This window comes from Rathayibacter sp. PhB1, assembly GCF_004362935.1.
GTDB classification, from domain to species: Bacteria; Actinomycetota; Actinomycetes; order Actinomycetales; family Microbacteriaceae; genus Rathayibacter; species Rathayibacter festucae.
The window spans coordinates 279261-298496 of record NZ_SNYD01000004.1; the positions used below are offsets into that span (position 1 = coordinate 279261).

The following is a 19236-nucleotide window of genomic DNA, read 5'->3' on the forward strand; positions in this document are numbered from 1 at the left end:
TCGCGGACCCTCCTTCGGGGAGGGCGGGCCTCCAGCCTAGGGTGTGGCCCTGAGCGGAGCACCCGGCGGAGGGGGGATCTCGATGCGCCCGCTGCGCGGGCTGCTCGATCAGCATGAAGCGGCCGCTGCGCGGGCCACTTGATCAGCATGAAGTGGCCGTAGGTCGTGGAGCCGCCGCTTCATGCTGGTCGAGTAGGCCCGCAGGGCCGTATCGAGACCACCCACGCCTGGACCGCGGTACTTCAGGGATGCAGGTGCCCGTGGATCGCGGCCGCGAGCGTCGGCCCGATGCCCTTCACCTCCGCGATCTCGGCGTCGCTGGCCTCCCGCAGCCGGGTGACCGAGCCGAAGTGCTTCAGCAGGTCGCGCACCCGCGTTCCGCCGAGCCCCGGGATCTCCGCCAGCTGCGAGGAGATGTCGCGCTTGCGCCGCTGGCGCTGATGCGTGATCGCGAAGCGGTGCGCCTCGTCCCGGATCCGCTGGAAGAGGAACAGCGCGTCGCTGTTGCGCGGCAGGATCACCGGGAAATCGGAGTCCGGCAGCCAGATCTCCTCCAGCCGCTTGGCGATCCCGCACAGCGTGATCCCGGTGACGCCGGACTCGTCGAGCGCGCGCTGGGCGGCCGCGACCTGCGGCTGCCCGCCGTCGACGATGAGCAGGTTCGGCGGGTAGGAGAACTTGCGCCGCTTCGCCTCCCCCGTCTCCGGATCGATCTCGGCGGGCTCGGTCGGCTCCTTGAGGTAGGCGAGGCGCCGGGTCAGCACCTGGTGCAGCGACTCGGTGTCGTCGGTCGACTCGGCGATGCTGAAGCGGCGGTACTGGTCCTTGCGCACCAGGCCGTCCTCGAAGACGACCATCGACGCGACGATGTTCGTGCCGCTGAGGTGCGAGACGTCGTAGCACTCCATCCGCAGCGGGGCCTCGGCCATGCCGAGCGCGTCGCGGATGTCCTCCAGGGCCTGCGTGCGGGCGGTGAAGTCCGCCGACCGCCGGGTCTTGTAGAGCATCAGCGAGTGCTTGGCGTTCTGCGTCGCGGTCTCGAGGAGGGCCGCCTTGTCGCCGCGCTGCGCGGCGCGCAGACGCACGTTGGCACCGCGGAGGGAGCCCAGCCACTCCTCGAGCGCCTCGGAGTCGTCGGGCAGCTCGGGCACGACGACCTCGCGCGGCGGGATGTCGCCGCCCTCGTAGGCCGCCTGCAGCGCTGTGTCGACGAGCTCGGCGGTGCTCATGTCGAGCTCCTTGTCGACGACCCAGCCGCGCTCACCGCGGATCCGGCCGCCGCGCACGCGGAACTGCTGCACCGAGGCGGCCAGCTCGTCGTGCACGATCGCGTAGAGGTCGACGTCGACGTTGTCCTTCAGCACGACCGCGCTCTTGGCCAGCACGGCGTCGAGCGCCGCGGCCTGGTCGCGCAACTTGCCGGCGCGCTCGTACTGCATCGCCTCGGCGGCCTCGCGCATCTCGCGCTCGAGCTCGCCGATCATCTTGCGGTCGTGGCTGCCCATGAACGCGACGAAGCGGTCGACGATCGCGCGGTGCTCCGCGAAGGTCACCCGGTGCGAGCACGGACCGCCGCAGCGGCCGATCTGCGAGGCGAAGCAGGGCTTCCCGCTCTGCATCGCCCGCTTGTAGTTGGAGTCGTTGCAGGTCCTGATCGGGAACGCCTTGATCATCAGGTCGATCGTCTCGTGGATCGCCCAGATCTTCGGGTACGGACCGAAGTAGCGCGCCCCGCGGATCTTCGAGTTGCGCGTGACCATCACCCGCGGCGCCTCGTCCCCGAGGGTCACCGCCATGTACGGGTACGACTTGTCGTCGCGGAACTTGACGTTGAAGGGCGGATCGAACTCGTTGATCCAGGTGAACTCGAGCTGCAGCGCCTCGACGTCGGTGCCGACCACGGTCCACTCGACGCCGGACGCCGAGGTGACCATCCGCCGGGTGCGCTCGTGCAGGCTCGGCAGCGGAGCGAAGTAGTTGCTGAGCCGGGCGCGGAGATTCTTCGCCTTGCCCACGTAGAGGACCCGGCCCCGGGCGTCCTTGAAGCGGTAGACGCCCGGGAGGGTCGGGATCTCGCCCGGCTTCGGCCGGAAGTCGACGGTCTGCGTCATGCCCGCGCCCCCGCTCCCCCGGCCCTCCGGGGACGACCGGCGAGGCGGAGCCGCGTCACGGCAGGATCTCGGCGAGGAAGGTGCCGGTGTGGCTCTCCTTGACCTTCGCGACGTGCTCGGGGGTGCCGATGGCGACGACCTGGCCGCCGCCCGCGCCGCCCTCGGGACCCATGTCGATCAGCCAGTCGGCCGACTTGATGACGTCGAGGTTGTGCTCGATGGTGATGACCGTGTTGCCCTTGTCGACGAGGCCGTTGAGCACCAGCAGGAGCTTGCGGACGTCCTCGAAGTGCAGACCGGTGGTCGGCTCGTCGAGCACGTAGACGCTGCGCCCGTTCGAGCGGCGCTGCAGCTCGGTGGCGAGCTTGACGCGCTGCGCCTCGCCGCCGGAGAGCGTGGTCGCGCTCTGCCCGAGCCGGACGTAGCCGAGGCCGACCTCGACCAGCGTCTTGAGGAACCGGTGGATCGAGGTGATCGGCTCGAAGAACTCGGCCGCCTCGGCGATCGGCATGTCGAGCACCTCGGCGATGCTCTTGCCCTTGTAGTGCACGGTCAGGGTGTCGCGGTTGTAGCGCGCTCCCCCGCAGACCTCGCACGCGACGTAGACGTCGGGCAGGAAGTTCATCTCGATCTTGATCGTGCCGTCGCCCGAGCAGGCCTCGCAGCGCCCGCCCTTGACGTTGAAGCTGAACCGGCCGGGCAGGTAGCCGCGGGCCTTCGCCTCGGTGGTCTCGGCGAAGAGGTTGCGGATTCGATCGAACACGCCGGTGTAGGTCGCCGGGTTGGAGCGCGGGGTGCGGCCGATCGGGTTCTGGTCGACGTGCACGACCTTGTCGAGGTTCTCGAGCCCGGTGACGCGGGTGTGCTTGCCCGGCACCTTGCGGGCGCCGTTGAGCTGGTTGGCGAGCACCCGGTAGAGGATGTCGTTCACCAGCGTCGACTTGCCGGAGCCGGAGACACCGGTGACCGCGACGAAGGTGCCGAGCGGGAACTCGACGTCGACCTTCTGCAGGTTGTTCGCGTTGGCTCCGACGACCTTGATCACGCGCTTGCGGTCGATCTTGCGGCGCTTCTTCGGCAGCTCGATCGAGCGGCGACCGGCGATGTAGTCGCCGGTGAGCGAGTGGGTGTTCTCGAGCAGCGACTCGTAGGAGCCGGAGTGCACGACCCGGCCGCCGTTGACGCCGGCGCCGGGCCCGATGTCGACGATCCAGTCGGCGGTGCGGATGGTGTCCTCGTCGTGCTCGACGACGATCAGGGTGTTGCCGAGGTCGCGCAGCTTGATCAGGGTGTCGATCAGCCGGCGGTTGTCGCGCTGGTGCAGGCCGATGCTCGGCTCGTCGAGGACGTAGAGCACGCCGGTGAGACCGGAGCCGATCTGGGTCGCGAGCCGGATGCGCTGCGCCTCGCCGCCGGAGAGCGAGCCGGCCGCACGGGAGAGGTTGAGGTAGTTGAGCCCGACCTCGATCAGGAAGTCGAGGCGCGCGCGGATCTCGCGGAGCACCTGCGCGGCGATGGTGGCCTCGCGCGGGGTGAGCTGCAGCTCGCTCATGAACGACTGGGCGTCGCCGAGGCTGAGGTCGGCGACGTCGGCGATGCTCGCGCCGTGCACGAGCACGGCGAGCACCTCGGGCTTGAGCCGCGAGCCCTTGCAGACGGGGCAGGCGACCTCGCGGAGGAACTCGGCCCAGCGCGAGCGCTGCACGTCGGTCTCCGCCTGCACGTACTGCCGCTCGATGTAGGGCACGACGCCCTCGAAGCCGGAGGTGTAGCTCATCTCCCGGCCGTAGCGGTTCTTCCACTTGACCTTGACCTCGAAGTTGTCGCCGTGCAGCACGGCCTGCTGCACCTCCGAGCTGAGGCGCTTCCACGGGGTGGTCAGCTTGAAGCCGAGGTCGCGGGAGAGGCCGTCGAGCAGCTTCTCGTAGTACTGGAAGAGGCCCTTGCCCTGGGTGGTCCAGGGGATGATGACGCCCTCGGCGATGCTGAGGTCGGGGTCGCCGAGCAGCAGCTCGTCGTCGACCGACATCCGCGTGCCGAGGCCGGAGCACTCGGGGCAGGCGCCGAAGGGGGCGTTGAAGGAGAAGGTGCGCGGCTCGATCTCGGTGAGCGAGATCGGGTGGTTGTTGGGGCAGGACAGCTTCTCGGAGTACGTCGTCCACGCGCCGTCGCCCTCGCCGTCGACGAAGTTGATCTGCACGATGCCGTCGGTGAGGCGCAGCGCCGTCTCGAGCGAGTCGGTCAGGCGGCCGAGGATGTCCGGGCCGGCGACGAGGCGGTCGACGACGACGGAGATGTCGTGCTTGTACTGCTTCTTCAGCACCGGCGGCTCGCTCAGCTGGATGAGCTTCCCGTCGACCATGGCGCGGGAGTAGCCGCCCGCGGTCAGCTCCTTGAAGAGGTCGACGAACTCGCCCTTCTTCTGCGAGACGACCGGGCTGAGGATCTGGTAGCGGGTGCCCTCGTCGAGCTCCATCAGCTGGTCGGCGATCTGCTGCACGGTCTGCGCCGAGATCGGCTCGCTGCAGACGGGGCAGTGCGGGATCCCGATGCGCGCCCAGAGCAGGCGCATGTAGTCGAAGATCTCGGTGATCGTGCCCACGGTCGAGCGCGGGTTGCGGTTGGTCGACTTCTGGTCGATCGACACCGCGGGGCTGAGGCCCTCGATGAAGTCGACGTCCGGCCGGTCGACCTGGCCGAGGAACTGCCGCGCGTAGGCGGAGAGCGACTCGACGTAGCGGCGCTGGCCCTCGGCGAAGATCGTGTCGAAGGCGAGCGACGACTTGCCCGACCCGGACAGTCCGGTGAAGACGACCATCGAGTCACGGGGGATCTCGAGGTCGACATCGCGCAGGTTGTGCACTCTGGCCCCGCTCACCACCAGCTTCGACACCGATTCGTCCAGCGAGGAGACGAAGCGGTGGAAGGAGGGTGAGGGGGTGGTGGAAGGGTCCGTAACGGCGTTCAGGATCGACACCTCGAAAGTGTATGCGGAGCCACCGACATCGCCCGGGGCGTTCGCTGGCCGCTGATCCCGGAGCCCGCGACTTGCGCTCCTCGACGCCGCCCGCACCGGCGGGCCGGCCCGCGGGGGCCGACCCGGATCGATCAGGACAGGTGCCCGGCCTTCTCCATCTGCCGCAGCTCGCGCTTGAGCTCGGAGACCTCGTCGCGCAGGCGCGCGGCGAGCTCGAACTTCAGCTCGCCGGCGGCCTGCAGCATCTGGCCGTTGAGGTCGGCGATGATCGCCTCGAGGTCGTTGCCGCCGTTCGCGGCGAGACCCTGCCGGCGCAGGTTGGGCGTCGGGCTCTTCTTCTTCGCGTCGCGGCCGGCCAGGAGCTTCGCGGTGTCGGCTCCCTCGCGCGCGAGCGCGTCGGTGATGTCGGCGATCTTCTTCCGCAGCGGGGTCGGGTCGATGCCGTGGTCGAGGTTGTAGGCGACCTGCTTCTCGCGGCGGCGATCGGTCTCGTCGATCGCGAGCTTCATCGAGTCGGTCATCTTGTCCGCGTACATGTGCACCTCGCCCGAGACGTTGCGCGCGGCGCGGCCGATGGTCTGGATGAGCGAGGTCGACGAGCGGAGGAAGCCCTCCTTGTCGGCGTCGAGGATCGCGACGAGCGACACCTCGGGCAGGTCGAGGCCCTCGCGGAGGAGGTTGATGCCGACAAGGACGTCGTAGACACCGGCGCGCAGCTCGGAGAGCAGCTCGACCCGTCGCAGCGTGTCGACGTCGGAATGCAGGTAGCGCACCCGGACGCCGGCCTCGGTGAGGAAGTCGGTGAGCTCCTCCGCCATCCGCTTGGTGAGGGTGGTGACCAGCACGCGCTCGTCGCGCTCGGTGCGGAGCTTGATCTCCTCGAGCAGGTCGTCGATCTGGCCCTTGGTCGGCTTGACGACGATCTCGGGGTCGATCAGTCCGGTCGGGCGGATGATCTGCTCGACGATGCCGTCGGCGATCCCCATCTCGTAGCGGCCGGGGGTGGCCGAGAGGTAGACGGTCTGGCCGACGCGGCCCTTGAACTCCTCCCACTTCAGCGGGCGGTTGTCCATCGCCGAGGGCAGCCGGAAGCCGTGCTCGACCAGGGTGCGCTTGCGCGAGGCGTCGCCCTCGTACATCGCGCCGATCTGCGGCACGGTGACGTGCGACTCGTCGATGACGACGAGGAAGTCGTCGGGGAAGTAGTCGAGCAGGCAGTGCGGCGCCTCGCCGGACTCACGGCCGTCGATGTGGCGCGAGTAGTTCTCGATGCCGGAGCAGAAGCCGATCTGCTGCATCATCTCGAGGTCGAACGTGGTGCGCATCCGCAGCCGCTGCGCCTCGAGGAGCTTGTTCTGCTTCTCGAGGTCGGCCAGGCGGACCTCGAGCTCCTGCTGGATGGTGTCGATGGCGCGGTGCATGACGTCCTGGCTGGCGACGTAGTGCGAGCCCGGGAAGACGGAGACGGACTCGAGCTTCTTCACGACGTTCCCGGTGAGCGGGTGCAGCGTGTAGAGCGCCTCGATCTCGTCGCCGAACATCTCGATCCGGATCGCGAGCTCCTCGTACATCGGGATGATCTCGATCGTGTCGCCGCGGACCCGGAAGGTGCCGCGGGCGAAGTCGACGTCGTTGCGGGCGTACTGCATCGAGACGAACTTGCGGATCAGGCGGTCGCGGTCGACCCGCTGGCCGACCTGGAGCGCGACCATCGCCTCGAGGTACTGCTCCGGCTGGCCGAGGCCGTAGATGCAGGAGACGGTCGAGACGACGATGACGTCGCGCCGGCTGAGCAGCGAGTTGGTCGTCGAGTGCCGCAGGCGCTCGACCTCGGCGTTGACCGAGCTGTCCTTCTCGATGAAGGTGTCCGTCTGCGGGACGTAGGCCTCGGGCTGGTAGTAGTCGTAGTAGGAGACGAAGTACTCGACCGCGTTGTTGGGGAAGAGCTCGCGGAACTCGTTGGCGAGCTGCGCGGCGAGCGTCTTGTTGTGCGCGAGCACGAGGGTCGGCCGCTGGACGGCCTCGACGAGCCAGGCGGTGGTCGCCGACTTGCCGGTACCGGTGGCGCCGAGCAGGACGACGTCGGTCTCGCCGGCGTTGATCCGGGCGCTCAGATCGGCGATGGCTCCGGGCTGGTCACCGCTCGGCTGGTATTCGCTGATGACCTCGAAGGGGTGCACGGCACGGGTTGGCTCCATGCTCGAAGCGTAACCGCGACCACCGACATCGGGGCGGCCCTGCGCCGACGGCGAACGAGGCTCGTGCCGGACCCGTCGGCAGACCGCCCGGCTTCGGGCGCCGGGTCTCGATACGCCCCTGCGGGGCTACTCGACCACCATGGGCGTCCAGCACGTGGCGAACGCATGTCCTCCCACTTGCATGCTGATCGAGTAGCGCGCGCAGCGCGCGTATCGAGATCCACCAGGCCCGAAAGCCGAGTCTGCAGACCGACCGGCAGGAGGGCGCCCGATCAGAGCCGGGAGACGCGCAGGTCGCGCAGGTGGAGGCGGTCGCCCGCGGCCATGCCGTCGGTGCACACGCGGAGCACCGCGCAGACCGCCCACTCCGGCGCGGGGAGGGAGTAGGCGTCGTCGAGCCGGACGCCGGCGAAGGAGTCGCGGGCCGAGACGTCGGTCGCCGAGTACCAGTCCCGCCCCAGGCCGTCGGACCGTCGCGCGGTCGAGAAGCCCAGGTCGATCGCGACGGATCCGGAGCCCTCGTAGAGCGCGTCCAGCGACGCGAGCACCCGCGCTCCCGCGGCGATCGGCACGAAGAGGTGGACCGCGCCGGAGCCCGACCCGTCCTCGACTGCCAGCGCGCGGAGTCCCGCGACCGGCGAGTCCACCGGCGCGACGGACGCCCCGCCCTCGGCCGTCCAGTCGTCGGCGAGCACCGAGCGCGAGCCGTGCGGATCGAGCACACCGCGGATCCGCTCGGCCGCGTGGAACCGCAGGGCGGTCGAGGGCAGAGCCGACGTGTCCGAGATCGTCAGGACGCCGTCGCCGCGCGCCAGGAAGGGCAGCCGCGAGTTGCCGCCCTGGAACTGCCCGCCCCGGACGACAGCCCGCTGGCCCCCTGCCCCGGAGAACTGGATCAGTCCGCGCTCGGCGTCACCGTCGACCTCCTTCCGAGCCCTGACCAGGAAGCGGCAGTCGGTGAGCGAGAGCAGGGCGCCCCAGCCGTCCAGCTCGAACCAGCCGTGGTTGTCGGGGATCTGCATCTCGAAGTGGCAGTGCGAGAAGTGTGCCTGGCCGCGCGAGATCGTGACCGCGCGGCCCTGGTTCGTCGAGAAGGTGTCGAACGAGCACTGGTCGACGAAGAACTCCTGGTCGCCGTGGATCTGGAGCGCGCTCTCGGTGTTGCTGGTCAGGTCGCAGCCCTGGAAGGCGATGCGCTCGCCCGAGTCGACGGCGTCCTCCACCGCCACGACTCCCACGCGGTTCCCCTGGAACGAGCACGAGCGGAACTCGAGCAGATAGGCGTGCGACCCGAGCTCGACCGCGGTGTCGAAGCTCCGTGCGACGACGTTCGCGAACGAGAGGTAGGCGGGCTTCGGCCCGGGCTCGCGCAGGTGGGACGGTGCGCTCACGGCGATGCCGGTGTTCGAGCCGTCGCCGATCAGGTGCAGATCGCTCAGCACGGTCTGGTGCTGGCGGGTGTAGCCGGCGGCGGAGGACTGCAGCACGGGGCCGACGGTCTGCAGCGCAGGGCCCGCGCCGACGTAGCGGATCTCGCAGTGGCCGTCGATGCTGACCCTGGCGTCCCAGGAGAGCGTCTCGTCGACGACGAAGCTCCCGCCGGGCGCGGTGACGACGGCGTGGTGCTCGGCCGGGTCGACCCCGTCCTCCGGCACGGCGGCGGAGGCCAGCGCCGCCTGCCACGCGGCGGTGTCGCGCGCGGCTCCCGCGGGGAGCGACTCGTCGAGGTGGTCGTGCACGTCGACGATGCGGGACGTGCCGGCGGGACGGCTGATCACCTGGACCGGCGCCGGTCCGGTCCGGCCGGTGAGCGCACCCGCGGCGGCTCCCGCACCCGCACCGAGCAGGACGCCCGCCCCGGAGGCGAGCAGGAGGCGCCGGGAGTCGGAGGCGGGTGGGCGTGCTCCGGAAGCGCTCATGCGTCGTACCCCTCGACTCGGCGATCGTGCTGGGGCCGTCCCCCGTGCTGCGGCCCTCCCACTGTAGGAGCAGGGCCTGACGGTCTCCCGCCGCCGGGTGCGCTCAGACTGAGGGGCGGCGCAGCCGCTCCCAGAGCGCGTCGACCTGGCTCAGGGTCTCCTCCAGAGTTCCGGAGGCGTCGATCACGGCGTCCGCGAGGGCCAGGCGGTCCTCGTCACTCGCCTGCGCGGCGACGCGAGCGCGGGCGTCGGCCTCAGTCATGCCGCGCAGATGGATGAGGCGCTCGACGCGCGTCTCCTGCGGGGCGTGGACGACGATCACCTCGTCGAACTCCCCCGCCCCGCGCGACTCTGCGAGCAGCGGGACGTCGTAGACGACGATCGCGGCGGGGTCGGCGGCGGCCGCCGCGGCGAACAGCTCCTGCGAGCGGAGCGACACCGCCGGGTGGGTGATCGCGTTGAGGTCCTCGCGGGCGGCGGAGTCGGAGAAGACGATCGCGCCGAGCGCCGCCCGGTCGAGCGAGCCGTCGGCGCGCAGGGTCTCCGGGCCGAACCGCTCGACGATCGCGGCCAGCGCGGGCTCCCCCGGCTCGACCACCTCGCGGGCGAGCCGGTCGGCGTCGACGACGACGGCTCCCAGCTCGGCGAGACGGCGGGCGACGGTGGACTTGCCCGAGGCGATGCCTCCGGTGAGGGCTGCGAGATGCACCCGGCAAGCCTAACGAGCGGCGCTGCGCACCGGGCGGGGGCGGATCTGGATACGCCCGCTCCGCGGGCTACTCGATCAGCATGGAGGCAGGGGCGCGGCTCCGACCATGCTGGTCGAGTAGCCGCGCAGCGGCGTATCGAGACCCACGCGTCCGTACGGGGGTGGATCTCGATACGCCCGCTCCGCGGGCTACTCGATCAGCATGAAGAGGCGCCTTCGCGGTCGGGAACATGCTGGTCGAGTAGCCGCGCAGCGGCGCATCGAGACCCGCGCCGTCGGCTCCTGCTGCAACGCCGAACGGCCGGCCCCCCGAGGGGACCGGCCGTTCGTCGTGATGGTGCCGCAGATCAGTTGTTCGAGGACAGCTTCTCGCGCAGTGCGGCGAGCGACTCGTCGTCGGCGAGAGTTCCGCCGCCGGCAGCCGACTCGGTGTTGGTGAAGCCGCCGCCGACCGAGACGCCCTCGGAGACCGTGGCGGCCTCCTCCTGCGACTTGGCGACCTGGGCCTTGTGGGCCTCCCAGCGAGCCTGAGCAGCGGCGTACTCCTGCTCCCAGGCCTCGCGCTGGGACTCGAAGCCCTCGCGCCACTCGTTGGTCTCCGGGTCGAAGCCGTCGGGGTACTTGTAGTTCCCCTGGTCGTCGTACTCGGTGGCCATGCCGTAGAGCGCCGGGTCGAACTCGGTGCCCTCGGGGTCGACGTTCTCGTTCGCCTGCTTGAGCGAGAGCGAGATGCGACGACGGTCGAGGTCGATGTCGATGACCTTGACGAAGACCTCTTCACCGACCGACACGACCTGCTCGGCGAGCTCGACGTGCTTGCCCGAGAGCTCGGAGATGTGGACGAGGCCCTCGATGCCGTCCGCGACGCGGACGAAGGCACCGAACGGGACCAGCTTCGTGACCTTGCCCGGGGCGACCTGACCGATCGCGTGGGTGCGGGCGAAGACCTGCCACGGGTCCTCCTGCGTCGCCTTGAGCGAGAGCGACACGCGCTCGCGGTCGAGGTCGACCTCGAGGATCTCGACGGTGACCTCCTGGCCCACCTCGACGACCTCGGAGGCGTGCTCGATGTGCTTCCAGGAGAGCTCGGAGACGTGGACGAGACCGTCGACGCCGCCGAGGTCGACGAACGCACCGAAGTTGACGATCGAGGACACGACGCCCTTGCGGACCTGACCCTTGTGCAGGTTGTTCAGGAACGTGGTGCGGCTCTCGGACTGCGTCTGCTCGAGGAGCGCGCGACGCGACAGGACCACGTTGTTGCGGTTCTTGTCGAGCTCGAGGATCTTCGCCTCGATCTCCTGGCCGAGGTACGGCGTGAGGTCGCGGACGCGGCGCAGCTCGATGAGCGAGGCCGGGAGGAAGCCGCGGAGGCCGATGTCGACGATGAGCCCGCCCTTGACGACCTCGATGACCGAACCGGTGACGACACCGTCGGACTCCTTGATCTTCTCGACGTCGCCCCACGCGCGCTCGTACTGCGCGCGCTTCTTGGAGAGGATCAGGCGACCCTCCTTGTCCTCCTTCTGCAGGACGAGGGCTTCGACGCTGTCGCCCACGTTGACGACCTCGGAGGGGTCGACGTCGTGCTTGATGGAGAGCTCACGCGAGGGGATGACGCCCTCGGTCTTGTAACCGACGTCGAGGAGGACCTCGTCGCGGTCGATCTTCACGACGGTGCCTTCGATGAGGTCTCCGTCGTTGAAGAACTTCAGAGTCTTTTCGACCGCGGCAAGAAAGTCTTCAGCAGACCCGATGTCGTTGATCGCGACCTGCTTGGTTGCCTTTTCGGTCGTTGCGGTTGTCATTAAGGGATGCTCCAGGATGGATGGGTATCGGGCGGCGGGCACCGACACGCCCGAGGGCGTGACGCGGTGGTGACCACTGCGGAGGTGATGGGGATGCCGCGACCCGGGAGAGCTCGACACCCGGGACCGTGATCCTGGACCTCGAGCGCACCGTGGGCACGGCGGCGCCACGAATGTGACGTTCCAGACTATCGAACCCACCGGGGTGAGAGCAATCTCGACCGGCCCCGTTCCGCGTGTCCTGGCGGGTTCCATCGGTCCCCGCCGGCCCGCCGGAGGTCAGGCCCCGGCGCCGAGGCTCGCGCGCAGCGTGTCGAGCCCGACGCCGCCGAGATCGAGGGCGCGGCGGTGGAACGACGCGAGCGAGAAGTCCGCCCCGTCGCGCGCGCTCGCCTCGTCCCGCAGCTCCTCCCAGATCCGCTGGCCGATCTTGTAGGAGGGTGCCTGGCCGGGCCAGCCGAGGTAGCGGTTGACCTCGAAGCGGACGAAGGCGTCGTCCATGTTGACGTTCGCGCGCAGGAAGGCGAGGGCGGACTCGGCCGTCCAGACGTCCGAGGAGCCGGGCATCCGCTTCTGCAGGTGCACGCCGATGTCGATGACGACGCGGGCGGCGCGCATCCGCTGCCCGTCGAGCATCCCGAGGCGGTCGGCCGGGTCGTCCAGGTAGCCGAAGCGCTCCATCAGACGCTCGGCGTAGAGGGCCCAGCCCTCGGCGTGCCCGGAGCTGCCGGCGAGCTGGCGGCGCCAGGTGTTGAGGCTCGCCCGGTTGTACACGGCCTGGCCCACCTGCAGGTGGTGGCCGGGGACGCCCTCGTGGTAGACGGTCGTCAGCTCGCGCCAGGTGGCGAACTCGGTGACGCCCGGCGGGACGGACCACCACATCCGGCCCGGGCGGGAGAAGTCGTCGCTCGGGCCGGTGTAGTAGATGCCGCCCTCCTGGGTCGGCGCGATGCGGCACTCGAGGCGGCGGAGCTCGTCCGGGATGTCGAAGGCGGTGCCCGCGAGCTCGCTCACGGCCCGGTCGCTGGTCTCCTGCATCCAGCGCTGCAGCGCGTCGACGCCGTGCAGGGTGCGGGCGGGGTCGGTGTCGAGGTGCGCGATCGCCTCGGCGACGCTCGCGCCGGGCAGGATCTCGCGGGCGATCGCCTCCTGCTCGGCGGTCATCCGCGCGAGCTCCTCGATCCCCCACTCGTAGGTCTCGTCGAGGTCGACCACAGCGCCGAGGAAGCGGCGCGACTGCAGCGCGTAGTGCTCGCGGCCCACCGCGTCCTGCTCCGTCGCGGCCGAGGCGAGCTCGGTGCGGAGGAACCGGGCGAGGCCGCCGTAGGCCGCAAAGGCGCGACGCGCGCCCTCCTCGAGCCGCAGCGAGAGGGATGCGGGCAGCGATCCGGTGGCCGGAGCCGCGTCGGCGGCCAGTGCCGCGAAGAACCCCCGCGGGCCGGCGATCGTCTCCGCCTGCTCGGCGACGAGGCCGACCTGGCGGCGCGCCGGCGTCACTCCGGCGCCGATGCCCGAGCGGAGGGTCTCCGCGTAGCCGGCGAGGGCGGCCGGGACGGCGAGGAGCCGCTCCGCCACGTCCTCCCAGTCGCTCACGGAGTCGGTCGGCATCAGGTCGAAGACGTCGCGCAGCTCCTGCGCGGGCGAGGCGATCACGTTCAGATCGCGGAGTGGCAGCTGCGCCGCGTGCGCCTCGAGCGACAGCCGCAGATCGGCGCCGAGATCGGCGACCGTGACGGCGTCGACGGCGTCGACCGGCACGGCGGACTCGAGCTCGGCCAGCGCGGCGGCCGTCGCCGCCCGCGCCCGCTCCACGCCCTCCGGCGACAGGTCGCCGAGGCGGCGGTTCGCCTCGGCGCGGCCGATCGAGGTGCCGAGGGTGGGCTCGAGCTCGACGAGGGTGTCGACCCACCGCTCGGCGACGAGGTCGACGGCGGTGGGCTCGCGGGAGATGTCGGAGGTCATGCCTTCGAGCCTAGCCAGCGGTCCGGAACGGCCCGGGCCGGCGGGCGCCGCGCGACGTCAGTGCGCCGCGACGTCCCAGTCGGAGCCGTGGCCGACCTGCACCTCGAGCGGGACGGAGAGATCGACGGCGCCGGCCATCCGCGCGCGGACGACCTCCTCGAGCACGTCCTCCTCGCCGGGAGCCACGTCGAAGATCAGCTCGTCGTGCACCTGCAGCAGCATCCGCGACTCCAGGCCCTTCTCGCCGATGTCGGCCTGGACGCCGATCATCGCGATCTTCATGATGTCGGCGGCCGAGCCCTGGATCGGCGAGTTCAGCGCGGCGCGCTCCGCGTTGTCGCGGAGGACGCGGTTGCCGCTCTGCAGGTCGGGGAAGGGGCGGCGGCGACCGAAGATCGTCTCGGTGTAGCCGGTCTCCCGCGCCTGCTCGACGACCGTGCGGAGGTAGTCGCGGACCGCGCCGAAGCGGACGAAGTAGTCGGTCATCAGCTGCTTCGCCTCGTTGCTGGAGATGCGCAGCTGCTTGGAGAGGCCGAACGCGCTCAGTCCGTAGGCGAGCCCGTAGGACATCGCCTTGACCTTGTTGCGCATCGCCGAGGTGACGTCCGACGGCTCGACGCCGAAGATCCGCGCGCCGACGAAGCGGTGCAGGTCCTCGCCGCTGTGGAAGGCCTCGATCAGGCCGGCGTCGCCGGAGAGGTGCGCCATGATCCGCATCTCGATCTGCGAGTAGTCGGCGGTGATCAGGGTGCTCGCCTGCTCGCCGTGCACGAACGCGGTGCGGATGCGGCGGCCGACCTCGCTGCGGACCGGGATGTTCTGCAGGTTCGGGTCGTTGGAGGAGATCCGTCCGGTCGCGGTGCCGGTCTGGTCGTAGCTGGTGTGGATCCGGCCGTCGGCGGCGACCGACTTCTCCAGCGTCTCGATGATCTGCTTGAGCTTGGTCGCGTCGCGGTGCTCGAGCAGGAGACCGAGGAACGGGTGCGGGTGCGACTCCTGCAGGTCCGCCAGGGCGGACGCGTCGGTCGTGTAGCCGGTCTTCGTCGCGCGGGTGCGCGGCATCGCCAGCTCCTCGAAGAGCACCTGCTGCAGCTGCTTGGGCGAGCCGAGATTCATCTCGTGCCCGATCTCGGCGAAGGCGCGGTTCGCGAGGTCCACCGAGGTGGCGGTGAGCTCGCCGCGCAGGCGTGCGAGGACCTCGGCGTCGATCGCGACGCCGGTGAGCTCCATCGTCGCGAGCACCTGCACGATCGGCAGCTCGATGTCGACGAGCACCGAGAGCATGCCCTCGCCGAGCAGCTCGGTCTGCACGCCGACCAGGCGGTGCGCGTACCAGGCCTCGGTCGCGGGACCGATCGGCGGGGCGGTCGGGACGAGCTGGTTCGGGTCCCCCTGGATCATCGCCTCGTCGAGGTACTGCTGGACCTGGGCCGGCAGCGTCGCCGCGTGACCGGTGGGCTGCAGGAGCCACGCCGCGATGCGGGTGTCGAAGGCGAGTCCGGCCACCGGGAGCCCGGCCCGGCGCAGCGCCTTGACCTGCGGCTTGGCATCGGCGAAGTACTTGGGGGCGTCGCTCGCGAGCCACTCCTCGAGCGCGGTGTAGTCGGGCCGGCCCGCGGCCCAGGGCACGAAGGCCGACTCGGCCTCGACCGACAGGCCGACGCCCTCGAGCCCGCTCTCGCCGAGCTGCACCTGCACGGCGACGGGCACGGTGCCGTCCGCGGAGACGCGGGCGAGCCAGTGCGCGAGCTCCTCGTCGACCAGGTTCCGCACGGCCGGGGCCGCGGTGACGACGGTGTCGCCCGCGAGCGCCTCCGCCGCGCCCTCGACGCCCTCGTCGGCGGCGATCGTGAGCACGCGCTCCTGGAGCGTCCGGAACTCGAGCCGGCTGAAGATCTCGCGGACCGCGTCCGGGTCGATCGGACGGCGGTCGAGGTCGTGCGGGCCGAGCGGCAGCTCGACGTCGGTGATCAGGCGGTTGAGCCGGCGGTTGCGGAGCGCGTTCTCCTTCTGCTCGCGCAGCTTCTCGCCGACGACGCCCTTGATCTCGTCCGCGTGGGCGATGATGTCGGCGACGGTGCCGTACTGGTTGACCCACTTCGCGGCCGTCTTCGGGCCGACCTTGTCGACGCCGGGCAGGTTGTCGCTCGTCTCGCCGACGAGCGCGGCGATCTCGGGGTACTGGTGCGGCTCGACGCCGTACTTCTCGAAGACCTTGTCGCGGTCGTAGCGGGTGAGCTGCGAGACGCCCTGGGTCGACGGGTAGAGCAGCGTGACGTCGGGCGTGACCAGCTGGATGGTGTCGCGGTCTCCCGAGACGACCAGCACTCGGAAGCCCGCCTCTGCGCCCTGGCGGGCGAGCGTGGCGAGGATGTCGTCGGCCTCGAAGTCCTCCTTCGAGACGGTGCGGATGTTCATCGCGTGCAGCGCCTCCTCGAGGAGGGGGACCTGGCCCTTGAACTCGGGCGGGGTCTCGCCGCGGGTGCCCTTGTACTCCGGGTACTCGCGGGTGCGGAACGAGTAGCGGGAGATGTCGAAGGCGACGCCGAGGTGCGTCGGCTTCTCGTTCTTCAGCAGCAGGATCAGCATCGACAGGAAGCCGTGGATGGCGTTCGTGTGCTGCCCGTCGCGGGTCTGGAAGCTGTCGACCGGGAGGGCGTAGAACGCCCGGAACGCGAGGGAATGACCGTCGATGAGCAGGAGGGTAGGCTGTTCCGGATCTGACACAGGGCAAGACTACACAGCGCCTCCGACACCGGTTCGGGCCCGGTCCCGCCCGTCGGCGGAGGGCCTCCGGGAGGCCCAGCACGAGGAGCACCGTGACCGAATCCGCCCCCGCCGCCGCGACCGCCGCCCCCTGGGTCCGCCCGCCCGCCCTCGACCTCGAGGCGCACATCGGGCGCGGCATGGGCGAGCTCGCCGAGCGGATGGGCATCGTCTGGCACGAGCTCACCCCCGAGCACTCGGTCGCGTCGATGCCCGTCGAGGGCAACCGCCAGCCGGTCGGCATCCTGCACGGCGGCGCGCACGTCGTCCTCGCCGAGTCGATGGGCTCGATCGCCGCGAACGTGCACGCCGGCGCGGGCCGCCTCGCGATGGGCATCGAGCTGAACGCGAGCCACAGCCGCTCGATCACCCACGGCCACGTGATCGCCACCTGCGACGCCATCCACCTCGGTTCCACCCTCACCACGCACGAGATCGTCGTCCGCGACGAGCAGGGCCGCCGCCTCAGCACGGTCCGCATCACGAACATCCTCCGCGACGCGCGCTGACCGCTGCGCTCAGCCCGCGCCGGGAACGACGGCGACGACGACGCAGCCGAGCACGAGGACCGCGCCCGCCGCCGCGACGAGGGGCTTGGGCGAGTCCACGGCGACCGCCAGGAGCGCCCCCGCGAGACCGACCGCCACCTCCGCGGAGCACGCGACGATCATCGGCCGCGCCGCCGTGCGCTCCAGCAGCCACGAGTCCTCGACGACCGGGAAGGCGCGAGGCAGGAGCGCGAGGAGGGAGACGACGAGCGGGAGGAGCACCAGCGGCGGTGTCCGCCACAGCTCCGGCAGGCAGGCGCCCAGCATGAGCTGGAGCACGACGGTCGCAGAGACGAGCAGCAACGCGAGCCGGGACCGGGACGCGCGCCGGGTCGGCTGCCGTGATCGGTTCGCAGGGCGCAACGATCGACTCCCTCATCTGCGGACGGGTCCTGCACCCGCGCCTCGTCCGTTCTAGCGGCGGCCCGCCTCAGCCGTACCGCCCTGTCGCCCGACGTGAGCTGAATGGCGCGAGCCGCCCGCCGGCCGGCGGGCGACGAGCTCCGGCGGGGCGTGCCCGCGCCGCCGGCCCCGGCCGGCGATTTCGACGGGTGACGCGTGAGCGTGCGCGATTTCACACGCTGGCCGTTCCGTTCAAGGCGCGGCGGGAACGGTCACGACGACGACCGACCCGATGAGAAGCATCAGCCCCGCAGCGACCAGGTTCGGCGTCTGAGAATCGACGAGGGGCGCCAGCGTCGCCCCCACCAGCCCGACCGCACCCTGGGAGTAGTACGAAGCAGATGTCACTCGTGGAGCCGTCCGTTCGAGCAGCCACGATCTCTCGACCAGCGGAATCGCTCGGGGAACGAACGCCAGCAGCGGGACCATGACGAGAAGCGTCACCAGCGGAGAGGAGTGCCGCACCTCGGGGAACGACGCCCCGATGATGAAGAACGAAACCAGGCACACCGTGAAGACGATCAAGCCGAGCCTCGATCGAGGTGCACCCCACCGTGCCTCGGGTGTCGTCGACGTCTTCCTCACGGAATCACTCCTTGCAGGGCTCGCTGACGGGGAACGAAGCCACCGCCACATAGTGCAGATGACGGATGCCGACGCACTTCCCCTCGTCCTCTGCACGATTGGCGGCATCGATCGCGACCGCCGCCCCCAGCTCACACGCCCAGCTGGCGCCACCGCAGATGAAGGCCAACACGACCGTCACGGCACCGGACTGGCTAGCCAGACGGTGAGTGTCGGAACGGCTCAGCAGAAAGGTGCAGAAGGCCGCATCGCATTCCACACTCGGATCCGCGACGACGGGATAGGTGGCTCCCGCGTGCTGCACGTGCTGGACGACGACGGCGCCGTCGATCTCGTACCAGGTGTCGACAGGAGCACCGTCGGCGTCGACCGCCCACGGTTCCGCGATCGTGTTGACGACGTTCCCGAGCGAGTCGGAGACGGTGATGCCGCCACTGCTCGTGAGCTCGAGGTGCGCGTCAGCGCCTGCAGCGGTGACCGCGAAGCGGTACTCCTCCGGCGCCTCCGCTCCCTTGACGACCACGTAGCCGGCGGCGGCCGCGGTCTTCTCGGAACTGGTGAGCACGTAGTCGGCGTGCTCGCCCTCGTAGAGGAGGACACCGGGCTGCACCTCCTCGCCGGTCGACTCCGTCACCGGTGCCAGCGAGAGGGACCCCTGCGAAGTGGACACCGTCAGTCCGTCGACGTCGTCGAGTTCCTCAGAGGCGAGGTCACGCGCTCCCTCCGAGTGGATCCCCTCGCCTGAGGGCGCGGACTCGTCCGCGACGATGCCCGCCTCGGGTCCCGTCACTCCGGAAGCCAGGAGGTCGCGCTCAGCCAGGGCGTTCAGCGCAATCCTGCTGTCCTCGGCGGTACTCGCCGCCGACGACTCCGACAGCGACCGTGGACTCGCCTCAGCAGGGGCGCTCCCGAGCGCAGCGGCCGCGAAGACGAGAGCGGTGAGAAGAACGGAGGAAGGCCTGGTCAGTGTTTTCATCGTGCGCTCCATTGCGTCGACATCGCACGAGAAAGCTTGCACCTGCGGTCGCTGGGCCTCGTCGAACTCGAACGATGATCTCTCCACCCGGATGCCTCGGTGTCTTCATCGGAGAAGGCGGACCATCTCAGCGAGACCCGACGACCATCCTGGTATGGCATTGATAGCAACGAGATCCGACCGGGTGCAACCGCTGTCGCCCTGTGCCGGTCGTCACGCGACAGAGCCGGCGCAGGTCGATGGTCAGCCGCTCCGGACGAGGAGGCCGGGACGAG

12 protein-coding genes are annotated in these 19236 nt (G+C 70.3%); 1 reads left to right on the top strand and 11 read right to left on the bottom strand.

Annotated features, from left to right (window positions below; all coding sequences use genetic code 11):
- Nucleotides 1-242: 242 nt before the first annotated feature.
- From uvrC to polA, 8 genes are all read right to left on the bottom strand, one after another.
- Nucleotides 243-2111, bottom strand: a complete 1869-nt coding sequence (gene uvrC / locus EDF17_RS11750; protein ID WP_123446263.1) for an excinuclease ABC subunit UvrC — start codon at nucleotides 2109-2111, stop codon at nucleotides 243-245.
- Nucleotides 2112-2166: 55 nt separating this feature from the next.
- Nucleotides 2167-5016: an excinuclease ABC subunit UvrA gene (uvrA, locus tag EDF17_RS11755; protein ID WP_123446568.1), complete on the bottom strand. Its 2850-nt coding sequence runs from the start codon at nucleotides 5014-5016 to the stop codon at nucleotides 2167-2169.
- A 203-nt stretch (nucleotides 5017-5219) separates the two neighbouring features.
- Entirely contained in the window at nucleotides 5220-7286 is a 2067-nt protein-coding gene (gene uvrB, locus EDF17_RS11760; protein WP_123446262.1) for an excinuclease ABC subunit UvrB, read from the bottom strand.
- A gap of 272 nt (nucleotides 7287-7558) precedes the next feature.
- Entirely contained in the window at nucleotides 7559-9205 is a 1647-nt protein-coding gene (locus EDF17_RS11765; RefSeq protein WP_123446261.1) for a hypothetical protein, read from the bottom strand.
- A 103-nt stretch (nucleotides 9206-9308) separates the two neighbouring features.
- Nucleotides 9309-9914, bottom strand: coding sequence for a dephospho-CoA kinase (coaE, locus tag EDF17_RS11770; protein WP_123446260.1), 606 nt, complete (start codon nucleotides 9912-9914; stop codon nucleotides 9309-9311).
- Between the two features lie 347 nt (nucleotides 9915-10261).
- Complete coding sequence (rpsA, locus tag EDF17_RS11775; protein WP_123446259.1) at nucleotides 10262-11722, bottom strand: 30S ribosomal protein S1; 1461 nt, start codon at nucleotides 11720-11722, stop codon at nucleotides 10262-10264.
- Nucleotides 11723-12001: 279 nt separating this feature from the next.
- Nucleotides 12002-13684, bottom strand: coding sequence for a DUF885 domain-containing protein (locus EDF17_RS11780; protein ID WP_123446258.1), 1683 nt, complete (start codon nucleotides 13682-13684; stop codon nucleotides 12002-12004).
- A 57-nt stretch (nucleotides 13685-13741) separates the two neighbouring features.
- Nucleotides 13742-16411, bottom strand: a complete 2670-nt coding sequence (polA, locus tag EDF17_RS11785) for a DNA polymerase I (protein ID WP_123446257.1) — start codon at nucleotides 16409-16411, stop codon at nucleotides 13742-13744.
- A 179-nt stretch (nucleotides 16412-16590) separates the two neighbouring features.
- Here polA and EDF17_RS11790 point away from each other — a divergent pair, with 179 nt between their 5' ends.
- On the top strand, nucleotides 16591-16959 hold the full coding sequence (locus tag EDF17_RS11790) for a hotdog fold thioesterase (protein WP_123446567.1): 369 nt from the start codon (nucleotides 16591-16593) through the stop codon (nucleotides 16957-16959).
- Nucleotides 16960-16968: 9 nt separating this feature from the next.
- On the opposite strand, the gene EDF17_RS11795 is transcribed toward EDF17_RS11790, so the two are convergent.
- The 3 genes from EDF17_RS11795 to EDF17_RS11805 all read right to left on the bottom strand — a co-directional run bounded on the left by EDF17_RS11795 (nucleotide 16969) and on the right by EDF17_RS11805 (nucleotide 19048).
- Nucleotides 16969-17301 (bottom strand): hypothetical protein, encoded by a 333-nt coding sequence (locus EDF17_RS11795; protein WP_123446256.1) that lies wholly within the window; start codon nucleotides 17299-17301, stop codon nucleotides 16969-16971.
- 291 nt (nucleotides 17302-17592) lie between these two features.
- The gene (locus EDF17_RS11800; RefSeq protein ID WP_133672040.1) at nucleotides 17593-17985 is read right to left on the bottom strand and encodes a hypothetical protein; all 393 of its coding nucleotides are present in this window, start codon (nucleotides 17983-17985) and stop codon (nucleotides 17593-17595) included.
- 4 nt (nucleotides 17986-17989) lie between these two features.
- The gene (locus EDF17_RS11805; protein ID WP_123446254.1) at nucleotides 17990-19048 is read right to left on the bottom strand and encodes a hypothetical protein; all 1059 of its coding nucleotides are present in this window, start codon (nucleotides 19046-19048) and stop codon (nucleotides 17990-17992) included.
- Nucleotides 19049-19236: the final 188 nt, after the last annotated feature.

Coding starts and splice junctions, on each gene's coding strand:
- uvrB (WP_123446262.1), bottom strand. CDS start 7,286: ATGGAGCCAACCCGTGCCGTGCACCCCTTCGAGGTCATCAGCGAATAC.
- rpsA (WP_123446259.1), bottom strand. CDS start 11,722: ATGACAACCGCAACGACCGAAAAGGCAACCAAGCAGGTCGCGATCAAC.
- EDF17_RS11765 (WP_123446261.1), bottom strand. CDS start 9,205: ATGAGCGCTTCCGGAGCACGCCCACCCGCCTCCGACTCCCGGCGCCTC.
- EDF17_RS11790 (WP_123446567.1), top strand. CDS start 16,591: ATGGGCGAGCTCGCCGAGCGGATGGGCATCGTCTGGCACGAGCTCACC.
- EDF17_RS11780 (WP_123446258.1), bottom strand. CDS start 13,684: ATGACCTCCGACATCTCCCGCGAGCCCACCGCCGTCGACCTCGTCGCC.
- uvrC (WP_123446263.1), bottom strand. CDS start 2,111: ATGACGCAGACCGTCGACTTCCGGCCGAAGCCGGGCGAGATCCCGACC.